The sequence below is a fragment of the Exiguobacterium sp. s194 genome (assembly GCF_018618275.1).
Lineage (GTDB): Bacteria > Bacillota > Bacilli > Exiguobacteriales > Exiguobacteriaceae > Exiguobacterium > Exiguobacterium chiriqhucha.
The window spans coordinates 1-22,185 of record NZ_JACSLT010000017.1 but is presented as its reverse complement, the minus strand read 5'-3'; the positions used below and the strand labels follow the sequence as shown (position 1 = coordinate 22,185).

General features: G+C 52.2%; 24 protein-coding genes. 7 read left to right on the top strand and 17 right to left on the bottom strand.

All coding sequences use genetic code 11. The features are described from left to right. Positions 1-119: 119 nt before the first annotated feature. From KNP85_RS15840 to zapA, 10 genes are all read right to left on the bottom strand, one after another. The gene (locus KNP85_RS15840) at positions 120-248 is read right to left on the bottom strand and encodes a hypothetical protein (protein ID WP_285801464.1); all 129 of its coding nucleotides are present in this window, start codon (positions 246-248) and stop codon (positions 120-122) included. Positions 249-324: 76 nt separating this feature from the next. Further along, a complete protein-coding gene (locus KNP85_RS15360) occupies positions 325-1,137 on the bottom strand; it encodes an EcsC family protein (protein WP_214803901.1) in 813 nt (270 codons plus the stop codon). A gap of 310 nt (positions 1,138-1,447) precedes the next feature. Beyond that, positions 1,448-1,915 (bottom strand): hypothetical protein, encoded by a 468-nt coding sequence (locus KNP85_RS15355; RefSeq protein ID WP_214803900.1) that lies wholly within the window; start codon positions 1,913-1,915, stop codon positions 1,448-1,450. A gap of 32 nt (positions 1,916-1,947) precedes the next feature. Further along, complete coding sequence (locus KNP85_RS15350) at positions 1,948-2,412, bottom strand: hypothetical protein (protein ID WP_214803898.1); 465 nt, start codon at positions 2,410-2,412, stop codon at positions 1,948-1,950. 253 nt (positions 2,413-2,665) lie between these two features. Next, on the bottom strand, positions 2,666-3,343 hold the full coding sequence (locus tag KNP85_RS15345; protein WP_214803896.1) for a hypothetical protein: 678 nt from the start codon (positions 3,341-3,343) through the stop codon (positions 2,666-2,668). A 217-nt stretch (positions 3,344-3,560) separates the two neighbouring features. After that, positions 3,561-3,977 carry a DUF350 domain-containing protein gene (locus tag KNP85_RS15340; RefSeq protein WP_214803894.1) on the bottom strand — a complete coding sequence of 139 codons (417 nt, stop codon included), beginning with the start codon at positions 3,975-3,977 and terminating at the stop codon, positions 3,561-3,563. A gap of 7 nt (positions 3,978-3,984) precedes the next feature. Beyond that, positions 3,985-6,339 carry an endonuclease MutS2 gene (locus KNP85_RS15335; RefSeq protein ID WP_214803892.1) on the bottom strand — a complete coding sequence of 785 codons (2,355 nt, stop codon included), beginning with the start codon at positions 6,337-6,339 and terminating at the stop codon, positions 3,985-3,987. After that, positions 6,340-8,049 carry a DNA polymerase/3'-5' exonuclease PolX gene (gene polX, locus KNP85_RS15330; RefSeq protein WP_029595895.1) on the bottom strand — a complete coding sequence of 570 codons (1,710 nt, stop codon included), beginning with the start codon at positions 8,047-8,049 and terminating at the stop codon, positions 6,340-6,342. 69 nt (positions 8,050-8,118) lie between these two features. After that, positions 8,119-8,655 carry a CvpA family protein gene (locus tag KNP85_RS15325; protein WP_021066786.1) on the bottom strand — a complete coding sequence of 179 codons (537 nt, stop codon included), beginning with the start codon at positions 8,653-8,655 and terminating at the stop codon, positions 8,119-8,121. Between the two features lie 8 nt (positions 8,656-8,663). After that, entirely contained in the window at positions 8,664-8,885 is a 222-nt protein-coding gene (zapA, locus tag KNP85_RS15810; RefSeq protein WP_021066785.1) for a cell division protein ZapA, read from the bottom strand. Between the two features lie 211 nt (positions 8,886-9,096). On the opposite strand from zapA, the gene KNP85_RS15315 reads away from it, so the two are divergent. From KNP85_RS15315 to KNP85_RS15305, 3 genes are all read left to right on the top strand, one after another. Further along, entirely contained in the window at positions 9,097-10,311 is a 1,215-nt protein-coding gene (locus KNP85_RS15315; RefSeq protein WP_021066784.1) for a dicarboxylate/amino acid:cation symporter, read from the top strand. Between the two features lie 86 nt (positions 10,312-10,397). Then, the gene (locus KNP85_RS15310) at positions 10,398-11,243 is read left to right on the top strand and encodes a GNAT family N-acetyltransferase (protein ID WP_214714006.1); all 846 of its coding nucleotides are present in this window, start codon (positions 10,398-10,400) and stop codon (positions 11,241-11,243) included. Between the two features lie 42 nt (positions 11,244-11,285). Then, the gene (locus tag KNP85_RS15305) at positions 11,286-11,492 is read left to right on the top strand and encodes a hypothetical protein (RefSeq protein ID WP_214803890.1); all 207 of its coding nucleotides are present in this window, start codon (positions 11,286-11,288) and stop codon (positions 11,490-11,492) included. 33 nt (positions 11,493-11,525) lie between these two features. On the opposite strand, the gene KNP85_RS15300 is transcribed toward KNP85_RS15305, so the two are convergent. Both KNP85_RS15300 and KNP85_RS15295 read right to left on the bottom strand, forming a co-directional pair. After that, positions 11,526-12,830, bottom strand: a complete 1,305-nt coding sequence (locus tag KNP85_RS15300; protein WP_021066781.1) for a murein hydrolase activator EnvC family protein — start codon at positions 12,828-12,830, stop codon at positions 11,526-11,528. A 290-nt stretch (positions 12,831-13,120) separates the two neighbouring features. Beyond that, a complete protein-coding gene (locus tag KNP85_RS15295) occupies positions 13,121-13,642 on the bottom strand; it encodes a VanZ family protein (RefSeq protein ID WP_214714008.1) in 522 nt (173 codons plus the stop codon). A 163-nt stretch (positions 13,643-13,805) separates the two neighbouring features. Here KNP85_RS15295 and KNP85_RS15290 point away from each other — a divergent pair, with 163 nt between their 5' ends. Beyond that, a complete protein-coding gene (locus KNP85_RS15290; protein WP_029595900.1) occupies positions 13,806-14,279 on the top strand; it encodes a glutathione peroxidase in 474 nt (157 codons plus the stop codon). 43 nt (positions 14,280-14,322) lie between these two features. Here the strand turns inward: KNP85_RS15290 and KNP85_RS15285 are convergent, their stop codons facing one another. Further along, positions 14,323-15,249: a CAP domain-containing protein gene (locus KNP85_RS15285; RefSeq protein ID WP_214803888.1), complete on the bottom strand. Its 927-nt coding sequence runs from the start codon at positions 15,247-15,249 to the stop codon at positions 14,323-14,325. Between the two features lie 19 nt (positions 15,250-15,268). Then, positions 15,269-15,715 (bottom strand): MarR family winged helix-turn-helix transcriptional regulator, encoded by a 447-nt coding sequence (locus tag KNP85_RS15280; RefSeq protein ID WP_214707998.1) that lies wholly within the window; start codon positions 15,713-15,715, stop codon positions 15,269-15,271. Between the two features lie 118 nt (positions 15,716-15,833). On the opposite strand from KNP85_RS15280, the gene KNP85_RS15275 reads away from it, so the two are divergent. The 3 genes from KNP85_RS15275 (at position 15,834) to KNP85_RS15265 (ending at position 18,446) form a co-directional block, all read left to right on the top strand. Continuing rightward, positions 15,834-16,247, top strand: coding sequence for an organic hydroperoxide resistance protein (locus KNP85_RS15275; protein ID WP_021066776.1), 414 nt, complete (start codon positions 15,834-15,836; stop codon positions 16,245-16,247). A 95-nt stretch (positions 16,248-16,342) separates the two neighbouring features. After that, positions 16,343-17,200, top strand: a complete 858-nt coding sequence (locus tag KNP85_RS15270; protein WP_029595904.1) for a metallophosphoesterase — start codon at positions 16,343-16,345, stop codon at positions 17,198-17,200. Positions 17,201-17,306: 106 nt separating this feature from the next. After that, entirely contained in the window at positions 17,307-18,446 is a 1,140-nt protein-coding gene (locus KNP85_RS15265; protein ID WP_058763103.1) for a zinc-dependent alcohol dehydrogenase, read from the top strand. A 41-nt stretch (positions 18,447-18,487) separates the two neighbouring features. On the opposite strand, the gene KNP85_RS15260 is transcribed toward KNP85_RS15265, so the two are convergent. The 3 genes from KNP85_RS15260 to abc-f form a co-directional block, all read right to left on the bottom strand. After that, a complete protein-coding gene (locus KNP85_RS15260) occupies positions 18,488-19,399 on the bottom strand; it encodes a cation diffusion facilitator family transporter (RefSeq protein WP_214714013.1) in 912 nt (303 codons plus the stop codon). 115 nt (positions 19,400-19,514) lie between these two features. Next, on the bottom strand, positions 19,515-20,291 hold the full coding sequence (locus tag KNP85_RS15255) for a hypothetical protein (RefSeq protein WP_214714015.1): 777 nt from the start codon (positions 20,289-20,291) through the stop codon (positions 19,515-19,517). Between the two features lie 12 nt (positions 20,292-20,303). Beyond that, positions 20,304-21,998, bottom strand: a complete 1,695-nt coding sequence (gene abc-f / locus KNP85_RS15250) for a ribosomal protection-like ABC-F family protein (RefSeq protein WP_214803886.1) — start codon at positions 21,996-21,998, stop codon at positions 20,304-20,306. Positions 21,999-22,185: the final 187 nt, after the last annotated feature.

Here is a 22,185-nt window from a genome sequence, read left to right as displayed (position 1 = left end):
TGTCGCAACTTAAACGTTAGGGTGAGATTATGGTTGCTGGCAAGTCCTTTTTCTTTTCTAAAATAGGAGTGCAGAGTTGTGTACGTTTCCGTTGCACACTTCTGCACTCCTATTTTGCATTACACATCCGTCGCATGACGGAACGACTGATAAATCGATTCGAGGGCCGCATAGCGACTCTCCGCTTCCACCACTTGCGTCAACACATCATCATTGATCATATGGAATTCAATTTCATACGATTTCATGTCGTCTCCTCCGTTACACTCATGATGTCCTTCTACCGCTCGTCACCGTCTGCCTGAGATATTTTCGTCTCCTTGTTTACACACTCGCTTGCAAAATCCCGAAATCTTTCTCAGTCATGTTCGGAATTTCTTGTTTCATCTCTTTGATACTCGCTACAAGTTCCTCATCAGAGAGATCCATGCTTTCTTCAAGTGCTGTCAGTAGTCTATTTCCCATTTGATGCATGGATGAATACGTGATCCACCCTGAAATCACACCTCCAGCGATAGGAATTACTTTCGAAATCCCTTGCGCGAAAGATTTTCTCGTCATCTTCAATCCAATGTAGCTTCCCATCTTCTTAAGAATCGGATAATAAATGGTCTGCATCATTGCTCGATTCGGAATTTTCTTTAATGCTTGTTTGGATAATTGCGAAGACAACACTTTAATGGTGGCCGTCGCTCCGCTGACACCAAACATGACACCGAGAAACAAAATCAATTCTCCGCTCACTCGATTGACATCTAGGCCATTCTCACTCCAAAAATCTTCATATCCATAGATATAACCAATTTCTTGAGCCACTCGAAGCGCTACACCAAAGAATTGAGCAGTGTCCGCTGGAACAGTGGCTGCCATGACCACCCCACCAGGTAATCCCGCTGCAAACGAAGCCGATGAACTTTTCATCGTTCGATTCAAAATGGTCTTCTTTGCGACTCGTCTAATCAACTTTTTTGAAACGTTTGATTGAACCGGTCCTTTTTCAAGGATGTCTGCTAATTGTCTCGCGGTGACGTGCTTACTAAAACTTTTTGCTAAAAACTCTGTTCGATCTACTTTCACCCCAGGTAATTTCACGACATTGATCACTAACTGTTCGAAAAATTTTGCCCCGTTCAACATGGTCCACACCTCGTCCCCTTTTATAGCCCTCATCATCACTAAAATCCTACTCAGCTATATACTGTTTCCTTTAAGCACGTCTAGAGAAACATTTCAGTTTAGATTGATTGCCTTCTTAAAGGGTTGATTTCTGTCACCAACTAAAAAACAAAAAAACCTCACTACGAATTACGTCACATAGTTAAGTTTAGGGCTGTGCGATGTAATCTGTTAGATTGAGGCTTTTTGAATACGCTGATATAGAGGCTGAAAACGTGTATCACATCTTCTGCATACACGTTTTCATACTCTGACTTTATGAAATAGCCGTTTATTTGGGCTCATATCGGAAGTCTGACACTTTTGCGTTTATTCGCGAGTAGAGCGACTCCATCGAAAATCGACTTGGGCGGCTCGAGCCTCCACCGTATAAGGCCTCGATGGTTTGATCGATATACGCGTTTTCAGCTTCTAAATATTCGACAACGAGGTCTTTGAACTGAACGGCCGAGGAATCCTCATGTTGCAAGCCCTCCAGTTCGGTCGAGTATATGTCGTTGTCTGCTTGCATGCCCTGCAATTCTTTAACCGCTCCGGATATGGCAACGACATCGGTCGGAACACTCGATAGCGTGAGCATCTTGATTTGATGGTCGCGTGCTGACGAAATGATTGAACCGGCATCGAAATGAATAACGGGTCTGTCGTCAATCGTTTCAACCGTGTCCGTTCCTCCGCAACCGGTTAAAGCAAGCATTGCTCCTGCGAACAGAGCGACGGATAAGAGTAACTTCTTCATCATCGACCCTCCTCCGCATCTGCTAGATTTTCTTAAGAAAGTTCATCTGTGGTTTCGACCACAACCCCTGTATCTCCAACTTTCCCCAAGTCGATGACGGTCGGGTCTTCGTACGCCAAGACGTGAAACTCTTGTTCAAACGTCCGAATCACATAATGGGATAGTTCGCCTCGGTACGTGTTGACACGTTCTGTCCCCATGTTCTCTGCAGCAAATCGTGTGAATCGGGACGTCTTCAGTCTCACGATTGGGCAGGCATTGCGTAGCCCATCTTCATGCATACTGTGGTCCTCGATCGTCCCAAGAAATACCGCATATTGCTCAAAACGGATACTGATTCGGTCGCGTTCCGCGTCCCACGTCAGCAACATCGTCGGATCATTTGCCCCGAAAAACGTCCACTCAAGTGGATAATGGGTGACGCCCTTCATCTGGAACGACTCCGTCTCGAGCACATAGTCTTCCATTGTCATCAAAAAGTTCAAATCGATTGCCACGCTTGTATCCCCCTTAGCAATTTTTTAAGCGTGAAATAATAAAATACCGGTAATGTCTGATACTGCGACTTCACAAGTCTAATAATTTAGTTCAAACATTTTCTTCTAATACGAAAAATCCGCATCGATGATATCTGGTTGATTACGTTTCATCTCATTAGAGCTTGAGAAGAACTCTTTATAAGAAATATCGATTCTTTCCTCGAGTGCATCCAATAGTCGATTTTAATTTATCATATCGACCATTTAGAGGTTATTCTTGTTCTAATTCTTTTTTATCTTTATTTTTTATTTCGTCAGTTATAATTTTTAATGCGTTTACAATCAACTCTAAGAAATCTGTGTTAATTTCTTTATTAATGCTTTTGAGAGTATAAACATCTGGATTAATTTCATTTTGTTTAAAAGAAAGCCCTTTAATCTTTTGCTCAAATTTGGATTTTTCTTTCGCTTTATAATTCTCGTTGGGTGAGTGTACAAACTGGTTTCTTATTTGATTATAAGCGTATATTTTTTGCCATAAAATTTCGGTATCATTTATGTTTAACCCTACTACTTTATCTAAGTAAAACACGTACTTTTTTACGCCATTATGCTTAATATCTTCTGGCTTTATTGATAAATTATATTTATTTTTACATTCATTAGAAATTAAGTTTAAAGTTTTTTCAAGATACGCGTATTGTGATATCAAAGCTGACGTTCTCATTATTTTCGGGAAAACTTCACGCGCATTGTAAAAACTATCTTCATACATATGTTCAAAAATTTCATCATGAAGCTCTTTCGGGTAATCTTTTATATGTTCCTCATAGGATTTTTCTAGTGAAGAACATTCTTCTTTTATGCTTTCTTCCATGAATTCAATATAATTTTTAAAATTTCCATTTTCTAAATCAATCGTAAATTCAATCCAAGTTAATCTTCTCATGCCTATTGACCCCCCTAAAAATAATCTAGAAAACAAGCTAATAAAAATCTTAAATTAAGATTCTTCTCAAACTATTATGAGATTTATCTATAAAATGAAAGCGACGTCCGAAAACGTCGCTTTCCCTCAATAAAAGATAAACCACAGTGCCGCTGCCACTAAAAACAGGCCGGCCCCGATGAAGAGAATCTTCGCTAGTCTCTCATATACCATGTCTTCACCTCACCAACGCCGCGCCGACGACGAGCGAGACCCCAATCGAGAGCAGGAACGCCATCAGGCCGACGGCGATATTCCCTTTCCCGATCTCCTCGTTCACTTTGAGCGACGGCGTCAAAAATTCGAATAACCAATACGTCGTCAAGAGAAGGAAGAAGCCGAAGCTCCCTCCGACCAACACATCCATCGTCTGGTCGTGATGACTTTCGACGACGCGGAAGATGTTGGCGAGACCGACGATTTTTCCGCCGGTCGCGAGTGCGACGGCGATATTGCCTTTTTGAATCTCGCGCCAATTGCTGTACGGTGTCGTCACCTCGAAGATGGCGAGACCGACGACAATCATGAGTCCGGCGATTGAATACAGACCGAGCGACTCAAGCAATACACCAAACGTTACGTTCCCCATTATCATCATACCCTCACTTCAGTTCGACGACCGTGACACCGAGTCCGCCTTCCCCCATCCCACCGGGGCGCTGACTCTTCACGTGACGATGTCCTTTAAGATACTCCTGCGTCGCTTGGCGCATCGCCCCGGTCCCAAGACCATGGATGATGCGGACGTTGTCATATCCAGACACGAGTGCCTCGTCGATATATTTATCGAGGCGGGAAAGTCCTTCTTCGACCCGGACGCCGCGCAAGTCGAGCTCCGACTTCGTCGAGCTCTGACGCTTGAGCGAGCTGCCTTTCGACTGGAGCGACTGCTCTTTCGAAGGCCCGATCTTTTGAAGGTCGTCCGCTTTGACGTTTACTTTCATAATCCCGACTTGGACGTTGTACTCGTTATCGTTCAATTGCTTCACGATATAGCCCTTTTGGTTGAACGTCGTCACTTTCACTTCTTCGCCTTTACTGAACGTACGTTTCTGTTGCGCTTTTTGTTTCACTTTTTGAATCTTTTTATCTTGGAGCGTCGGTTTCGCCGATTCAAGCTGTTTCTTCGCGGCGATGATCTCGTGCTCTTTAACGATGCCTTCTTCACGAAGCTTCTTCAAGCGGTCGATGACTTCGTTCGCTTGGCGCTTCGCCTGTTCGACGGCCTTCTCGGCACGAGCCTCGGCTTCGCCGTACATCGTGTCGCGCTCACGCTCGAAATCGGTCAGCTTCGCTTCGAACGCAGCCTGTTCAGCTGCGAGGTCGTGGCGTTTGACGATCAATTCTTTCTCGAGCTGCTCGGCGCGATGCTTGGCCGCCTCGAGCTCATTGATCATCGATTCGACCGACTCGGCGTCGGTGCCGACGTGGCTTCGCGCCTTGTCGATGACCTGTTCCGATAAGCCGAGACGTCGACTAATCTCGAACGCGTTCGAACGGCCCGGTACGCCAATCAACAAGCGATACGTCGGGCTGAGCGATTCGATATCGAACTCCATCGAGGCGTTCATGACACCCTCGCGGTTATAGGCGTACGCCTTCAGTTCTGAGTAGTGCGTCGTCGCCGCCACGCGGGCGCCACGACGTTTCACTTCGTCAAGGATGGCGATGGCAAGGGCCGCCCCTTCTTGCGGGTCGGTCCCGGCACCGAGCTCATCGAATAGGACGAGTGACATGAAGTCGATCTTGTCGAGCATGCTGACGATGTTCGTCATGTGCGAGCTGAACGTCGACAAGCTCTGCTCGATTGACTGCTCATCACCGATGTCGGCATAGATGGCGTCAAAGACGGACAGCTCCGTCCCGAACTCGGCCGGCACGTACAGACCTGACTGCACCATCAATTGGAGCAGTCCGAGCGTCTTGAGCGTGACCGTCTTCCCGCCGGTGTTCGGTCCGGTGATGACGAGCGACGTGAACGCCTCGCCGAGCTCGACCGTGATCGGCACGACCTCATCTTGTGGGATGAACGGATGACGCGCCTGTTTCAACTTGATTTCGCGTTCATCGTTCAGTTTCGGTTCCGTCGCTTTGAGCTGATGCCCGTAGGCGACTTTTGCGAACACAAAGTCGAGCGTGGCGAGCACGTCGAGGTTCGTCACGACCGAATCGGCGACACCGCCGACGAGGTCTGACAGTTCGCTCAAGATGCGGTCGATCTCGGCGCGCTCTTTCAAGCGGACTTCTTGAATCTCATTGTTGATCGACACGATCGCCTGCGGCTCGATGAAGAGCGTCTGGCCCGATGCCGATTGGTCGTGGACGATGCCGCCGAACGCTTGGCGGTACTCCATCTTGACCGGGACGACGTAGCGGTCGTTCCGAATCGTGACGATGGCGTCCGACAGCATCTTCGCGTTGTTGCGGAGGATGTTGTCGATCCGTGAACGGACGCTGCCTTCAAAGCTACGGAGCTGAGTCCGGAGGCCACGGAGACGGTCGCTCGCCGAATCTTGGACCGTGCCTTGGTCGTCGATGGCGTGACGGATCGTCTGTTCGACCTCGATCAGCTTCGTCAAGCGCTCGGCATACTCATCGAGACGCGGGATACGGAGGTCTTCATTGTCCTCGTGCAGCTTCTCGAAGAAGTTCTTCACTTGGCGCCCGCTGTACATGACGGCGGCGACGGCGAGCAGTTCGCTCGTCGAGAGGACCGAGCCGATGGCGGCCCGCTTCACTTCACTGTGGACGTCGGTCAGTCCACCGAGCGGCAACCGGTCGCGGAGCCTTACGACCTCGGTCGCCTCGCGGGTGACGTTCAAGTTCGACAATACCCGGTCGTACGTATAGTCTGGCTGCATGTTGAGCGCCCGTTCTTTCCCGAGCGAGCTCGCGGCGTGGGCGGCGAGCTGCTGGCGGAGTTTTTCATATTCTAAAACGCGTAACGCGTGATCCATCTAGCATGTTCCTTTCTGTCGCTTCGCGTCGATGAACGCCTTGGCGTCCTCGAACGAGAGGCAGTTGATGATGTCTGACGGTTCGAGATAGGCTTTCCGGGCGTGCAGGACGCCGAGTGCCATATCTTCCATCATATCAGGGTGGTGCGTATCGGTATTGATCATCAGTTTAACGCCGGCCGCCTTCGCTTTCTTCAGCGTCGAGGCAGTCAAATCGAGCCGGTTCGGGTTCGCGTTCAACTCGAGCGCCGTCCCCGTCTCTTTGGCGAGGGCGATCAAGCGCTCCTCGTCGATCGGATAACCGTCACGGCGCCCGATGAGGCGACCGGTCGGATGGGCGATGACGTTGACGTACGGCGAGCGGCAGGCGTTCTCGAGCCGGGCCATAATCTCGTCGACGGATTGGTCCATCTTCGAGTGAATCGAGGCGACGACGTAATCGAGCGTCGCCAAGAACTCGGGCTCATAGTCGAGCGTCCCGTCCGGGCGGATGTCCATCTCGACACCGCGCAGGACGTGCATGTCGTGTTTCTTGGCGGCAGCGAGAATCTCTTCCCCTTGCGCCTCGAGCCGTTCTTCGGTCAAGCCGTTGACGAACGACATGTATTTGCCGTGGTCGGTGATGGCGATCCACTCATAGCCGCGCGCTTTCATCGCCGCGACGAGCTCGTCGACCGTCAACTTCCCGTCCGACCAGACCGTGTGCATATGGGCGTCGGCCTTGATATCGTCAAGTGTGACGAGCTTCGAGAGGTCGTGCTCGAACTCGAGGTTGCCCGCCCGGAGCTCCGGCGGGATGAACGGTAGTCCGTAGCGTTCGAACAGCTCGGCTTCCGTCTCCGGTTGCCAGAGGCCGTCCGCCGTCTCGACGCCGTACTCAGAAATCGACTCGCCCTTCGCTTTCGCGAGCTGGCGCATCCGGACGTTATGGTCTTTCGAGCCGGTGAAGTGATGGAGCGTCGCGGCGAAGGCTCCCGGTTCGACCATGCGGAAGTCGACCGATACCATCTCCTCGCGCTCGAGGACGAGCGACACTTTTGTCTCTCCGGCCGCGATTACCTCGTTGATGAACGGGAGAGCGAGCAACTTGTCACGGAGGGCGACAGGCTCTTCGGTCGCGATGATGAAGTCAAGGTCTTTACACGTCTCCTCGGCGCGGCGGAAACTGCCCCCGACCGAATGGCGCAAGGCGAGCGGTTCAGCTTCGAGCACCGTTTCAATCTCTTCGACGACCGGGCGCATCATGGCGTATGCGAGACGCTCCGGACGTGACTCGAGGTTCCGTGCCGCCGTGAGCAACTTCTCGACGCTCTTGGCGCCGAAGCCCGGGAGGCTCGCAGCCGTCCCGTCCTCTAATACGGTAATCAGCGTCTCGAGATCGACGACGCCGACTTCGCGGAGCTTGGCGAGCTTCTTGCCGCCGAGCCCTTGGATTTTGAGCAGTTTCATCAGGCCATATGGAATCTCTTCTTGGAGTGACTCGAGCACTTCACTGCGGCCCGTGTCCCGCCACTCTTCGAGGACGGCGGCCGTCCCTTTGCCGATCCCAGAGATTGTCGTCAAATCCTCGATGTCCTCGAGTTCGAGTTCGGTGTTCTCGAGCGCCGTCGCGGCTTTGCGGAAGGCGTTGATTTTGAACGGGTTCTCCCCTTTAATCTCCATGTATTGCGCGATCTTTTCTAGCAGCATCATCGCTTCGACTTTATTCATCGTGCTTCCCCCTTTTCCATACAGAAAAGGCCGAGACACAAGCACTAGCTTGCATTCCGGCCTGTCGTGTTACAACATCTTATTCGAGAACCATTCAGAGAGATATGGCGTGTCTTGAATGATGTACGTCGCGAGCGACGAATTGTCGACGGCGCTCTGGACGCTTGCCATCGGTACGAACGCGATGACCCACAAAATGAAGAACGTGATTACGTACGCCTCGAAGAAGCCGAGGACCGCTCCGATGATTCCTTTCAATTGACGCAAGATCGGCAAGTCCGTCAAGAAGTCGAGCATCGATAGGATGAGATGCAAGACGAGCTTCGTGATAACGAACAAGACGACGAACCAGAAGACGTTATAAAACGTCATCTCGAGTCCTGTCAGTGCGTTTAAATCGATGACACCTTCCGGAAGCGAGCCGTCGAGTTGCGACGGGTATGGAATCCATAGCTTGAACGCTTCGGCGAGATCACGGTAGTAGGCATTGGCGACGAGGAAGCTGATGATGAGCGCGACCCAATGGCCGAGCTGCAAAATCGCCCCGCGACGGAATCCGTTAATGATCCCGATGAACAAGAAAAACAGTATAAGTAGAGTAACCATAAAGTGATTTATTCTCCCGTATTTCGTTTAGTTTTGACGTGATCACTCGCGATTTGGATAGCGGCGAGCACCGCTGCCTGACGAGCGTCTAAATGAGGGGACTGTTCACGAATCTCACGGATCTTGCTATCGACCAGAAAGCCCACTTCCCTCACATGATCGGCCGGCTCTTCGCTGACGATCGTATAGTCCTGACCCGCGATATGAATCGTTGTTCGTTGTACCTGCACGCGTCACCCCTCCTTTACGTCTATTCAAAATTAATCATAACATCGTTTGTATATTAGGAAAAGAAGAAGGTCCCTCCCTTTTCCACTCCAACATTTTGTGATACCCTATTTCAAAGTTGTCAAACGTCAATCTTTGTTGAAAAATGAAAGATAGGGTGGCAACACGTCGCTAAATGTGCGAAAATAGCAACAATTCAAACATTAAGAGAGGATGATTTATTTGAAATTACGTATTGGCCTTCTAGGTCGCATCATCATCGCTATCGCATTCGGGATTCTACTCGGTAGCATCGTACCAGAAAGCCAGAACTGGATTGTCCGGACGTTTGTCACGTTCAACGCAGTCTTTGGGCAGTTCTTAGGCTTCGCCATCCCACTAATCATTCTCGCTTTCATCATTCCAGGAATCGGGGAACTTGGAAAAGGCGCTGGGAAATTGGTCGGTTTGACGGCCGCCATCGCTTACGTATCAACAGTCGTTGCCGGGACGCTCGCCTACTTCACGACGAGCAACTTGTTCCCGCAAATCTTGTCACGCAGTACGGCCTCTGCTGAAAACCCGGAAGAAGCTCTTTTGAAAAGCTTCATGGAGTTCGAGATTCCACCGGTATTCGGCGTCATGACGGCGCTCATTCTCGCCTTCGTCATCGGCATCGGGATTGCCGCCATCGAAAGCAAGCGCTCGCTCGATTTGGCCATGGATTTCCGCGATATCATTGAACTACTCATCAGCAAAGTCATCATTCCACTATTACCGATTCACATCGCCGGAATTTTCATGAACATGACGTACGCCGGACAAGTCGCTGAGATTCTCTCGGTGTTCTCGCTCGTCTTCGTCACGATCATCGTCCTTCACTTGACGATGCTCTTGATTCAATACTCAGTCGCAGGTGCTCTCAACAAAGAGAACCCGCTTCGTCTCTTGAAGACGATGATGCCGGCTTACTTCACAGCCATCGGGACACAGTCGTCAGCGGCGACAATCCCGGTCACACTTCGTCAGGCGAAAGCGAACAACACGGACGAAGGCGTCGCCAACTTCGTGGTGCCGCTCTGTGCGACCATCCACTTGTCAGGGTCGACAATCACGCTCACATCGGTCGGTGTCGCCCTCATGTACTTGAACGGCATGCCGATGTCATTCGCCATCGTGCTCCCGTTCATCCTCGCCCTCGGCGTCACGATGATCGCAGCACCAGGCGTACCAGGTGGAGCCGTCATGGCCTCGCTCGGTTTGTTCGGTTCGATGCTCGGATTCAGCGAAACGATGCTCAGTCTTGTCATCGCCCTCTACTTGGCACAAGATAGCTTCGGTACGGCGACAAACGTCACGGGAGACGGCGCCATCGCCAAAATCGTTCATTACTTCAAACGCAACACCAACATTTTGGATGACGCAAAAGAACGTGAAGAAATCGCGTAATCTCATCTATAATTTGATAGAATGAAAAAAACGGGCAAGCCATCAGGTTTGCCCGTTTCGTATACATACGATGAAAGGGTGTTCATATGGAACTGATTCGTTGGAACGACCTGTCCGGATTTGAAGAACGTGTCATGCCCCACCTGCTCGAACATGAGGCCGAGAACAGCTTGATGATTGGCGTGCTCGATGCCATCAAGCAAGGCCGATACGAGTCGTATCATCAACTGACCGTCGAAGATGACGGTGACGTGCTCGCCATCCTGCAAGTCACACCGCCTCATCCGCTCAACTATGTGCTCGTGAAGCATGAGCGAGAGGATGACGTCCTTCGTCTGCTCGTGCCTGAACTGTTAAACGGGGATATCCCCTTCACCGAGGTCGTCTCGCAAGCCGATCTAGCGATGAATTTCTACACGCTCTGGTACATCCTGACGGCGCGAGAGCCTAAAGTCTTCATGGAGCAAGGCCTATATCGTCTTGATCGTGTCAACGACATTCCGCTGTCGGAAGGGTCGATGCGACGAGCTACCGAGGACGATGAGGCATTCCTCGTGAAGGCGTATAACGCGTTCGAAAAGGATACCGGTTTACCGGTCTCGTCGAAGGCAAACGCGACACAAAAAATTGCGACGATGCTCGAGAATCAAGAAGTGTACGTCTGGGAAGTCGACGGCAAGGTCGTCTCGTGCGCGAAGAAATCGCGCGAGACCGCGAACGGCGTCACTGTCTCGTTTGTCTACACGCCAAAAGCGTTGCGCAAGCGCGGCTATGCCCGCTCGCTCGTCGCCGAGCTGAGCCGGGAGCTCTTGACGTCGAAACAATATTGTACGCTCTATACGGATTTGAGCAACCCGACATCGAACAAGATTTACAAAGAAGTCGGCTATCAAAAAATCTTCACTTCGGCGTGGATTCGATTGCCTAGCTGATTTGATGCGCCTCCCCTATACTGTAGGTGGAGGCGATTTTTGATGAACAGATTATTCGGTTGGTGGCTCCGCATCCCGCGCCGGGTACGGTTGACCGCCTTGACGGTCGTCACGCTCGCCGTGCTCGGCTATATGGTGTTTCTCGGCGGCCGGAGCATGCTCGACAACCCGAACTGGGACACGCTCTGGCTGAGCGTCATCGGCGCCGCCCTGCTGACCTTTATCGCGTACAAGGCAACAAAAAAGTGATCGACGCGTTCGTCGATCACTTTTTGTATAGGCTTAGAAGAATGAAGCTGGGTTGACCGTGCTGCCCGCGCTCGAAGATGAGTACGAGTAACCACCACGGTGGATTTCGAAGTGCAAGTGTGAGCCAGTCGAGTTCCCTGTGCTACCCATGCCGCCGATGTGTTGACCTTGTGTCACACGTTGGCCGGCCGATACCGATACCGAGCTCATGTGTGCGTATACCGTCGTCCAAACTTGACCGTTCAAGACGTGCGTGATGATGACGTGGTTCCCGTAAGCGCCACCCCATCCAGCTGTCGTGACCGTACCTGTTTGTGCTGCGTTGATCGGTGTGCCGACCGGTGCTGCGATATCAAGTCCGTTGTGGAACGAGTAACCGTTCGCACCGCTCGCCGCGCCCCATCCTTGTGAGAGACGACCGTTTGCCGGACGTTGGAACATGCCGCCACTTGCCGGTACAGAAGATGCTGCTGCCGACGCTGTCGGTGTGCTAATCGCGCTAGCGCCAGTGTTTGTCGCTTGTTTTTTCTTCGCAGCCGCTGCCGCCGCTGCCGCACGTTTCGCTTCTTCAGCCGCACGACGTTGTGCTTCCATTTCAGCCTTGATGGCTTTCTCTTGCGCTTTGAGTGTTGATTCCATTTCTTGGAGGCTCATCAATTTCGATTCGAACTTCACTTTCTCAGCGTTGAGTTTCTTAATCTTCGCTGCGCGCTCTTTCATTTTCTTGTTGAGCGTCTTTTGACGTTGTTCGAGTTCTTCTTTTTGTTTCACGAGAGCATCGCGCTCGGCTTTCAACTCAGCTTGCGCTGCTGCCAATTTTTCTTTCGTCGCTTGATACTCTTCGAAGATTTGTTTGTCGTTCTCTTGAATCGTACCAGCCGTGATCATGCGTGTGAGCAAGTCACCGAAGTCTTTCGATCCGAAGATGAACTCTGCCCAGTCGATTGAGCCGCCGCCATTTTTTTGCATTGTGGCCATGCGCTCTTTCATGAGCTCTTCTTGCGCCTTCATTTTTGCTTCATATTGTTTAATCTGCTTTTGAAGGGCTGCAATTTTTTGTTGTGTTGCACGAATCTCAGCTTTCTTTTGCGCGACGTCATTGATGACGTCTTGGAGTTCAGCATCTAACTTGTTGATTTCTTGCTGCTCTTTGCTGATCGCCTGTTCACGTTTTTTGATCGAGGCGTTCGCTTTGCTCTGTTCACTGTTATTCTGTTGTTGCTGCTGTTGCACCTTTTTCTGCTTGTCTGTAAGTGACGCTGCATAGCCAGGTGTCGTGCCGCTAATGAGAAGAGCTCCTAAAGTGACGGTTGCTGCAAGTTTCTTCAAGTTAACCAATGTGCTTCCCTCCGCTGAGTTCTCTGAATTTCTATATAATATAGATCGCATAAATTATAAATTAATAGGCGAAATTCGATATCGCTCTGAGACTCATTATAGCAATCTAAACCTAAAGTTATTTTACACTTATATTTCATTCCCATTACATTGACCTGTTTTAGGTTTTATCCGTTTAAAAATGGGGGTATAAAGGGCTTTTGCAATTTTGCTTGTCACACAAACGTTATAAATCAAAAAGAAAAGCACTTCATGAAAGCGCTTTTTAAATAACTACCTATACGATTTTTTTACCACCTTGGAGACACGAATCCCGATCGTGACCGTTTATGACGTCCTTGTTTGAACAGCAGAAACCCGCCAATCAATAGAATGCCACAGGCGGCACCAAAACTATCGAGCATGATGTCTTGGATGAGCGGCGTCCGCTCGGGTGTCAAACTTTGATGGAACTCATCAAAGATGGCGACCGTGTTCGCGAGCGCCCAGGCGAACAAGAGCGTCAGCCCAGCATGGAGTCGCGTACGCGACACCGCTTTGACGAGAAGTGCCCCGAGTGCGAAGAAGACGGTGAAGTGCGCCGCTTTCCGAATCAAGAACTCAATCAAGCCGGCACTCCCTTTCGCCTCGAGCGATACCGGTCCTCCGGCATACTCGAAGTCGACGGTCGAGAGGACGGGCTCGGCCCACGTCCAATTGATGCGTTCGAGCGGTGAGACGATGCTTTGGTCCGAATACGGGGTCGCGCTCGAGAAGAATAAGCCAATCAGGATCAAACCGATCCATATAAATTCATTTTTCAATATGTACATGACACCTTTCCTTTCTGCAACGAGTCTCATTATACGCCGTCCATCACGTTTCATTGTAACAACGACTTCATCATTTCATGACAATTTGATTGCGAACAACCGGTTCAAAGTCGTGTCTTGAAATCGCGATTGGTATAATGAAAAGAAAAAAGGGGGAATCAACATGATCTATCAATATGAAGCAGCCGACATGAGCGGCAAGCTCCAACCGCTATCCAAATACGAAGGTGACGTCCTATTAATCGTCAACACGGCGAGCAAATGCGGCTTCACCCCGCAACTCGATGGACTCGAGAAATTATATGAACGTTACCAAGGACAAGGGTTCCATATCCTCGGCTTCCCATGCAACCAGTTCGGCAATCAAGACCCGGGGTCGAACGAGGAAATCAGCGAGTTCTGTCAATTGAACTACGGCGTGACGTTCCCGATGTTCGCCAAAGTAGACGTGAACGGCAAAGACGCCCACCCACTCTTCCAATACTTATCGAAAGAAGCACCAGGCCTGCTCGGTTCGAAGACAATCAAGTGGAACTTCACGAAGTTCCTCGTCGACCGGAACGGCAATGTCATCGAACGGTTCTCGCCGCAAACGACGCCGGATGAGATCGAGACGGCCGTCAAACGTCTCTTATAAGTAAAAGGATGGTCCGCCGCAATCCGGCAGGCCATCCTTTTTGTTAACGCGGTGTGATGAAGTTGATCGTGTAGAACGGGCTCGACTCCTCATTGTAGACGAGGCCGACCGACACGTGGGTGAAGCCATCTTTCAAGATATTCTCCCGGTGGCCGAGCGAGTTCATCAGTCCCCAGTGGGCATGGAAGACGCTCATCTGCCCCATCGCCAAGTTCTCGCCGGCGAGGGAGTACGCGATGCCGGCCTCGTTCATCCGCTCGAACGGGTCGCGGCCCTCGGGATCCGTATGGCTGAAGAAGTTGTTCCGGGCCATGTTCTCACTATGGGCGCGGACGACCGGTAATAGCGGCTCATATTCGGCGAGCGCCGACAGTCCGAACTTCTGGCGGTCCCAGTTCATGAGCATTCGCATCAACTGTTCGTTCGCGACGAGATTGTCTTCCGACACGTCACCGTAATAGCCCTCACTCGACTCCTCGACGTCCCGGTCGACGGTGAGCACGGCTTTCAGCTTGTCGTCGTCATGCTGATCGAAGAACAGCGTCACGTAGTCATCATCAATCGCATAGACGTTGAACGACGGGTCGTCCGGAATCAAATAGCGTTTCAATCCCTTATTGTATGACTTGACCTCATCGAAGCCGATTTGCTCGACTTGTTGTCGCGTCGTCTCGCCCACGACGAGCCCTTCAAAGATACTGCCCGTCTCGAACTGATACTGGCCTTGCTTCGATCCGTCAGCATCGATCAACTCGAGGCTACGGTCGCCGTTCTTCTCGAGCAAGTACCAGTCGTGCCCGGCATATTGGCTCGTGAAGCGCGGGGCGTCGGTCGAGCGTTCTTGTTGCTCCTCCGCCACTTCCGTCGACTTCACTTGAATGCTCGTCGGCGCCGACACGTTCGGCACTTCAAATTTCCAGGCCGCATACATGCCGATCGCGAGCAATAAAATCACTAATTTACGAAACATCGCGTCTCCTTTCGAAAACTTACTCCTCTCGCTCACCGAACGCACGCAAGCGCGCCTTGATGTCAATGAGCATCTCCATATAAGCGATATACGTCGCTTCATCTATATTCAGCATACCACTCACTTTGAGCGGTACCTCCTCGGCCTGCTCACGCAGTGCGCTCCCGGACGGCGTGAGTGACAACAGGACACGGCGCTCGTCGTCGGTCGCCCGCACTTTCTCCACGTAATCTAGTTGCATGAGCCGCTTGACGAGCGGTGACAATGTGCCCGAATCGAGCGTGAGCCGCTCCCCGAGCTGTTTCAAATCGATATTGTCCTCTTCCCATAAAACGAGCATGACCAAGTACTGGCTATATGTCAGGTTTAACGGCGCCAAAATTGGGCGATATAATCTTGTAAGCTCTTTTGAAGCGGTATAGAGCTGAAAACAGATCTGATGCTCTAATGTTAACGAACTTTTCATAGTATTTCCTCCGGCTATAGTCTTAGGACAAGCATATCATTTGATTATCTGTTTGACTGCTCTATAATTAGATTGTGCACAACTTAATTGCCTAAAAACGAAATGGAGGAATTGAATCATGAAACCATTATTCACAGCTTCTGCAACTGCAATTGGTGGCCGCGAAGGTCGCGTCACATCGACGGACGGCGTCATCGACTTGAACGTTTCGATGCCTGGCTCAAAACACGCGGACGAAGCGACGAACCCAGAGCAATTGTTCGCAGCAGGTTACGCGGCATGTTTCGGTAGCGCTTTGAACCTCGTCATCGGCAAAGAACGTATTAAAACAGACGGCACGAACGTCACAGGACACGTGACGCTTAACCAAGACGATGAAGGCTTCTTCATCTCGGTCGAACTCGAAGTCGAAATCAAAGGTGTCGACCAAGCGACGGCGGAACGTCTCGTCGAAGCGGCACACCAAGTTTGCCCGTACTCAAAAGCGACACGCGGCAACGTCGACGTCAAGTTGACTGCTAAAGCAGCATAATCCGATGGCCCGCTTCCGAGCGGGCTTTTTTTTGCGTCTCCCTACTCTACAGAGTAGAATGAAGAAACGAACGATTCATCGAGAGGAGGCGGACGATGTTCAAAGGTAAACGCAAATATGTGACGATCGGCGTCGGGGTCGCATTCCTCTTCGCCGCTTTCTATAATGGTCTGACCATCCGAAACTACGCAGTCGAGTCCGACAAAATCGCATCGGGACAATCGTTCCGGGTCGTTCTGTTGTCCGATTTGCATGGCTACTCGTACGGGGACGACCAACGCGTCTTAATCGACAAGGTGCGGGAACAAGAACCAGACTTGATCGCCCTACCCGGCGATATTCTCGACCGCTTCCGCTCACCCGACGCCTCCTTCGAATTGATTGAAGGATTGCAAGGTATCGCGCCGATGTATTTCGTGACCGGTAACCATGAGATTGACGGCTCTGACGATTTCGTCCGTCATGACGTCAAAGACGTGTTCCGCTCCTATGGCGTGACGGTGCTCGAGAACGAGGTGGTCTCGGTCAACGTCAACGGCGTCGACATTCTCGTCGGCGGGCTCGAAGACCCGCTCCGAACGTACACCGAAAATATCCATGCGAGATGGGAAGAGACGGCGTTGACTTCGCTAGGCGATGTCGATACGGAGACGGCGTTCAGCCTATTGTTGTCACACCGGGCCGAGCAGGTCGAGACGTACGCCGCCCTACCGTTCGATCTCGTCCTATCGGGCCATGCCCACGGCGGTCAGGTACGCATCCCGTATCTATTGAACGGACTGTACGCGCCGGACCAGGGCTTCTTTCCGAAGTATGCCGGCGGTCTGTACGAGCACGAGTCGTTCACTCACGTCATCGGGCGCGGCTTCAACTATAGCGTCAGCGTACCACGTGTATTCAATCCACCGGAGATTGTCGTCATCGACGTCACTGGGACCGGGGCTCCTCAGTGAGCCCCTTTTCCTATTTTCCCCAAAACCCGGATTCGCATGCGTGTGAAACGGGTAGAGTACTCTTGTTGTAACTTACCTGTTTTCAAAAAAAGGAGGAAGTGAACATATGCGTGCTGTAACCTATCAAGGAGCAAAGAACATCGAAGTGAAAGACGTGAAAGACCCAGAGATTGAGAATCGGGAAGAGATTATCGTCAAAATCACCTCAACGGCCATCTGCGGATCAGATTTGCACATCTACTTAGGCAACATGCCGACCCGACATGGCTACGTCATCGGGCACGAACCGATGGGCATCGTCGAGGAAGTCGGACCTGACGTGACGAAAGTGAAAAAAGGCGACCGGGTCGTCTTACCGTTCAACGTCTCGTGCGGCCATTGTTTCTATTGCGAGAACGAGATGGAGAGTCAGTGTGACAATTCGAACCACGCCCCGCATACGGACGCGGGCGGCTATTTCGGATTCACCGAGCAGTTCGGGAACCATCCTGGGGGGCAGGCCGAATATTTGAAAGTGCCTTACGGCAACTTCATGCCGCTCGTCATTCCTGAATCGTGCGAACTCGACGACGAAGCACTCCTCTTCCTCTCCGACGTCATCCCGACCGCTTGGTGGAGTTTGGACAGTTCCGGGATGAAAGCCGGCGACACGGTCGTCGTCCTCGGTTCGGGACCGGTCGGACTAATGACACAAAAGCTCGCCTGGGTGCGTGGCGCGAAACGCGTCATCGCCGTCGACCCGGAATTGTATCGCTTGAACCGAGCCAAATTGTCGAACAACGTTGAGACCGTTCTCATGAAAGACCCGATCGATACGGGCAAATACATTTATGAGATCACGAACGGCGGTGCTGACGTCGTCATCGACTGTGTCGGCTTCGACGGCAAAATGTCTCCAATCGAGAAAGTAGAGCAAAAGTTGATGGTTCAAGGCGGCACGCTCAGCGCCATCAAAGTCGCCAAAGAAGCGGTCCGGAAGTTCGGGACGGTTCAATTGACCGGGATTTATGCGATGAACTATAACCAGTTCCCGCTCGGCGACTTCTTCACCCGTAACGTAAGCATCCGGACGGGACAAGCACCGGTCATCCACTACATGCCCGAGCTGTTCCAGATGATCGTCGACAAGAAGTTCGATCCGACCGACATCATCACGCACCGCTTGCCGCTTGAACAGGCGGCCGACGCATACAAAATCTTTAACGATCATTTGGACGACTGCGTCAAAGTCGTCTTGAAGCCATAACAAAAGCGGTCCCCGACTTCTGTCAGGGACCGCTTCTTCGTTTACCAAATCGTTCGTTTCTCACAACATTGCGCTTCCCGTTCGATTTGAACGGTTGAACGCTCGAACGTGGCGAATTGACGGATTCGTTCCGTCACATCATGCAAGACGCGCTGGTCGTCCGTATCCGCCTCGATTAAGACGTGACACGTGACAGCGAGTTCGTTCGATGAAATCGACCAGACGTGCAAGTCATGGACTTCTTTGACACCGTCGATACCTCCGAGCTCCCGTTGCATCGCCACAACGTCGACTTGATCCGGTGTCCCTTCCATCAAGATATGAATCGCCTCCCGCGTCACCCGATAGCCGCTGACCAAGATGAGCACGGCGACGAACAGGCTCGCGATCGGATCGGCGAGCGTCCAGCCGAACGCCATAATCAACACGGCCGCCGTGATGGCCCCGACCGAGCCGAGCAAATCGCCGAACACGTGCAACAGCGCACTGCGGACGTTCAAGTTGTCACGCTCGCCCCGCATGAGCAGCCACGCCGCAAGCACGTTGACGAGCAGCCCGATGATGGCGACCGTAAGCATGCCGCCGCTTAAAATCTCTGGCGGTGCGAACAAGCGTTGATACGCCTCGATGATGATATAGATGGAAATGACGAGCAACGTCAAGCCGTTGACGAACGCCGCCAAAATCTCGAAGCGTCGATAGCCGAACGTCCGCTCTGGCGTCGCTTGCCGTGCTCCGAACCGGACAGCGAGAAAACTGAGCCCGAGTGCCGCCGCGTCGCTAAGCATATGCCCCGCGTCCGACAAGAGCGCCAAACTGTTCGTCCATAATCCGCCGATGACTTCGACGACCATGAACGTCGCAATCAGGACGAACGACCAGAATAATGCCCGTTGGTTCGTCGTATGATGATGGTGATGGTCGTGCCCGTGATGATCGTGATGTGCGCCCATTGTTTCTCCCCCTCTCTCTATATAGTCTATACCTTCCACCTCAAACATTCAAACGTTCATTTGAATGAATACATAAAAACAATCGCCGAAAGGGTTGTCCTCTCGACGATCGTCATTATTTCTCTTCGAGCCGGACCCTCATGACGCCGTCATAGGGGAACAACTTCAACTGGCGAGTCTCGCCTTCATACCAACTTCCGGCGTTTTGACTGCTCGTCGCCGTCACATCAGGCGTCGCGACCGCTTGGCGGTCCCAGTCGATCGCCCGCACTTGTTGGTCACGTACCATCAAGAAGAAGCCGTCATAGAAATGGTATTCGTTCACTTGGTCACGCTGGACCGCTTTCGGGGTACCGAGCGTGGCCCGGACACTGTCGATGTCTTGGCCGAGCACTTCGATTGTCGCCGCATCCGCCGTCGGGACGACGGTCTTCCATGCCGCGGTCACGTCGTCATCGGAAACGCTCGTCGCTTCCCCCGTCACTTGCGCTTCCGTCACCCACCCGGTCGTCCGCTCATTCAATTGGAGCTTGACGAAACCGCTGACGGCCTCGAGTTGTTCGAACCGGTCACCGAGGTCGGCCTCATAAATGACCGTCACCCGGTCGTCGGCGAACACTTTCGTATAAGGTGCCGCGATATAGACGTACGTTCCCGCTGACTCGTCGGCCTCTGCTTCCGGCTCATCTCCTTCTGTCGCCTCTGATTCATTATTGACCGACTCGGTCGCGATGTCGTCCGTCTCCGGCAACGCCGAGTTCTTCGTGTCCATGAGGGCCGCGAAGGCGATGACGCCGACGAGTGAAGCAATCAATGCGATGACCGTCGCCGTTTGCCATAACCGCTTCCGTTTCCGTGATGCGGCCCGTGATGCCCGAACTTCTTCTTTCATGTGATTCCACCCCTATTTGTTTCGTCTATTCTGTTCGGATTCGGCAAGGGGGATGCCGTTTCCTGCCTCGTCGAAGAAAATATGCGGTTCGCTCGTCAATGTCTCAAGCGTCTGGAGCGTCGCGTCAACGTCGACCGGCTTTGTATCTCCGGACTCGAGCACGCGCACCGTCTCCCCGAGCTCGATCGTCCGGTCCGTCAAGCGGTGGAACGTCCGGTCATGCGAGATAAGAATCAATCCGCCTCGATACACTTCGAGCGCGGCCTCGATTTGCTCCCGTGTGGCCACGTCCAAATAGTTCGTCGGCTCATCGAGGGCGAGCAGGTCCGCGTCCGAGAAGTACAAGATGAGGAAGGCGATGCGGCACTTCTCACCCATGCTCGCCTCTCGGATTGGCTTATACACCTCATCGCGGCGGAACAAGAAATGGGCGAGCAGCGTCCGCGCCTCCGTCTCGGTGATGTCACTTTCGGCCAGGAGCGCCTCGAGCAACGTTCCTTCGGCCGGCAATCGGGCGAGCGTCTGTGAGAAGTAACCGATTTTCAGTTTCGGATGACGCTTGATGTCCCCGGTCTCCGGTGCGAGTTCGCCAATCAATAGTTTCAACAGCGTCGTCTTCCCGCTCCCGTTCGGCCCGACGATGGAGATGCGGTCACCCCGGTTCACCGTGAGCGAGAGTCGTTCAAAGAGGGGTTCGTCGTAACCGAACGAGATATCGTCGACCGCAATCCACGTCTTCGCCTCGAGTGGGTCGGCTTGGAAGCGGACCGAGATATGGGCCGCATCTTTCGGACGATCGGGTCGCGTCCCTTCGAGCTGTTCGAGTTTACGTTCCCGGGCCTTCATCTTGATGGCAAGGTTCGCCGCGCCTTTTTGAGCGCCAGGACTTCGCACGCTCGCCGTCGCTTTCGCTTTCAAATGCCAGCCCTTATATTGGGCGATCATATCGAGCAGCTCCGACTTCCGCGCCATATAGCGGGCATGGGCCCGCTCGTCGCGTACCCGTTCCTCGGCCTTCTGATGTTTATACGCCGTGTAGTTGCCCGGATAGCGGACGATGGTCCCCTCATTCAGCTCGAGGATGACGGTCGCGACGTCATCGATGAATTGACGATCGTGGGAGATGGCGAGCACCGTACCTGGAAACTCGTTCACCCAGCGTGTCAGCCACTCGATTGAGTCCAAATCGAGATGGTTCGTCGGCTCGTCGAGCAGGACGATGTCGACGTGTCGCATCGTGAGACGGGCGAGTTGGACCCGTGTCTGTTCACCGCCGCTCAACTCGCGGAGTCGGCTCGAGTCATGTCCGTCAAGACCAAGTCGTTTGAGGGCCTGTCTCGCCTCAAGCTCGAGCGCGAAGGCGTCAACCGCGAGTGCCTCGTCATACGCTTCGAGCACGCGCGCCGAATCACCTGATGTGACGGCAAGGTGGAGATTGTAGCGCGCCAAGTCGCCTTGCATGACGTAGTCGAGCGCGGTCTCTTCTCCATCAAACACCGTCTGTTCGACGACACCGATCGTGCCCAAGACGTCAATCGAACCTGACTGTGGGGCCAGTTCACCTATGAGCAGCTTGAATAGCGTCGTCTTGCCGGACCCGTTCTGGCCGAACAAGACGGCCCGTTCGCCTGCCGCGACGTCGAACGAGACGTTGTCGAATAAGGGTTGCCGGTCGTGGTCGAACCGGACTTGCTTCATACTTAACATATTGTTTCACCTCGCTAGTTTGTCCGATACGCGATGAAACAAAAAACACCATCCGCAACGTGATATGCTCCCCAATAGGTAGACAGATGAAATAACAAATCTGTTTATCTGATTGGGGAGTGTTTTTTTATGGCGAGAAGTCGGCATTCGATCGAACAAAAACTGAGCGCGCTGCGCATGATGAATG

What these genes read in the sequence shown, in the direction of transcription:
- KNP85_RS15840 (WP_285801464.1), bottom strand. Translation starts at nt 248, where the DNA reads ATGAAATCGTATGAAATTGAATTCCATATGATCAATGATGATGTGTTG.
- KNP85_RS15360 (WP_214803901.1), bottom strand. Translation starts at nt 1,137, where the DNA reads ATGTTGAACGGGGCAAAATTTTTCGAACAGTTAGTGATCAATGTCGTG.
- KNP85_RS15355 (WP_214803900.1), bottom strand. Translation starts at nt 1,915, where the DNA reads ATGAAGAAGTTACTCTTATCCGTCGCTCTGTTCGCAGGAGCAATGCTT.
- KNP85_RS15345 (WP_214803896.1), bottom strand. Translation starts at nt 3,343, where the DNA reads ATGAGAAGATTAACTTGGATTGAATTTACGATTGATTTAGAAAATGGA.
- KNP85_RS15340 (WP_214803894.1), bottom strand. Translation starts at nt 3,977, where the DNA reads ATGATAATGGGGAACGTAACGTTTGGTGTATTGCTTGAGTCGCTCGGT.
- KNP85_RS15335 (WP_214803892.1), bottom strand. Translation starts at nt 6,339, where the DNA reads ATGGATCACGCGTTACGCGTTTTAGAATATGAAAAACTCCGCCAGCAG.
- polX (WP_029595895.1), bottom strand. Translation starts at nt 8,049, where the DNA reads ATGAATAAAGTCGAAGCGATGATGCTGCTAGAAAAGATCGCGCAATAC.
- KNP85_RS15325 (WP_021066786.1), bottom strand. Translation starts at nt 8,655, where the DNA reads ATGGTTACTCTACTTATACTGTTTTTCTTGTTCATCGGGATCATTAAC.
- KNP85_RS15315 (WP_021066784.1), top strand. Translation starts at nt 9,097, where the DNA reads ATGATTTATTTGAAATTACGTATTGGCCTTCTAGGTCGCATCATCATC.
- KNP85_RS15310 (WP_214714006.1), top strand. Translation starts at nt 10,398, where the DNA reads ATGGAACTGATTCGTTGGAACGACCTGTCCGGATTTGAAGAACGTGTC.
- KNP85_RS15305 (WP_214803890.1), top strand. Translation starts at nt 11,286, where the DNA reads ATGAACAGATTATTCGGTTGGTGGCTCCGCATCCCGCGCCGGGTACGG.
- KNP85_RS15295 (WP_214714008.1), bottom strand. Translation starts at nt 13,642, where the DNA reads ATGTACATATTGAAAAATGAATTTATATGGATCGGTTTGATCCTGATT.
- KNP85_RS15290 (WP_029595900.1), top strand. Translation starts at nt 13,806, where the DNA reads ATGATCTATCAATATGAAGCAGCCGACATGAGCGGCAAGCTCCAACCG.
- KNP85_RS15285 (WP_214803888.1), bottom strand. Translation starts at nt 15,249, where the DNA reads ATGTTTCGTAAATTAGTGATTTTATTGCTCGCGATCGGCATGTATGCG.
- KNP85_RS15280 (WP_214707998.1), bottom strand. Translation starts at nt 15,715, where the DNA reads ATGAAAAGTTCGTTAACATTAGAGCATCAGATCTGTTTTCAGCTCTAT.
- KNP85_RS15275 (WP_021066776.1), top strand. Translation starts at nt 15,834, where the DNA reads ATGAAACCATTATTCACAGCTTCTGCAACTGCAATTGGTGGCCGCGAA.
- KNP85_RS15270 (WP_029595904.1), top strand. Translation starts at nt 16,343, where the DNA reads ATGTTCAAAGGTAAACGCAAATATGTGACGATCGGCGTCGGGGTCGCA.
- KNP85_RS15265 (WP_058763103.1), top strand. Translation starts at nt 17,307, where the DNA reads ATGCGTGCTGTAACCTATCAAGGAGCAAAGAACATCGAAGTGAAAGAC.
- KNP85_RS15260 (WP_214714013.1), bottom strand. Translation starts at nt 19,399, where the DNA reads ATGGGCGCACATCACGATCATCACGGGCACGACCATCACCATCATCAT.
- KNP85_RS15255 (WP_214714015.1), bottom strand. Translation starts at nt 20,291, where the DNA reads ATGAAAGAAGAAGTTCGGGCATCACGGGCCGCATCACGGAAACGGAAG.
- abc-f (WP_214803886.1), bottom strand. Translation starts at nt 21,998, where the DNA reads ATGTTAAGTATGAAGCAAGTCCGGTTCGACCACGACCGGCAACCCTTA.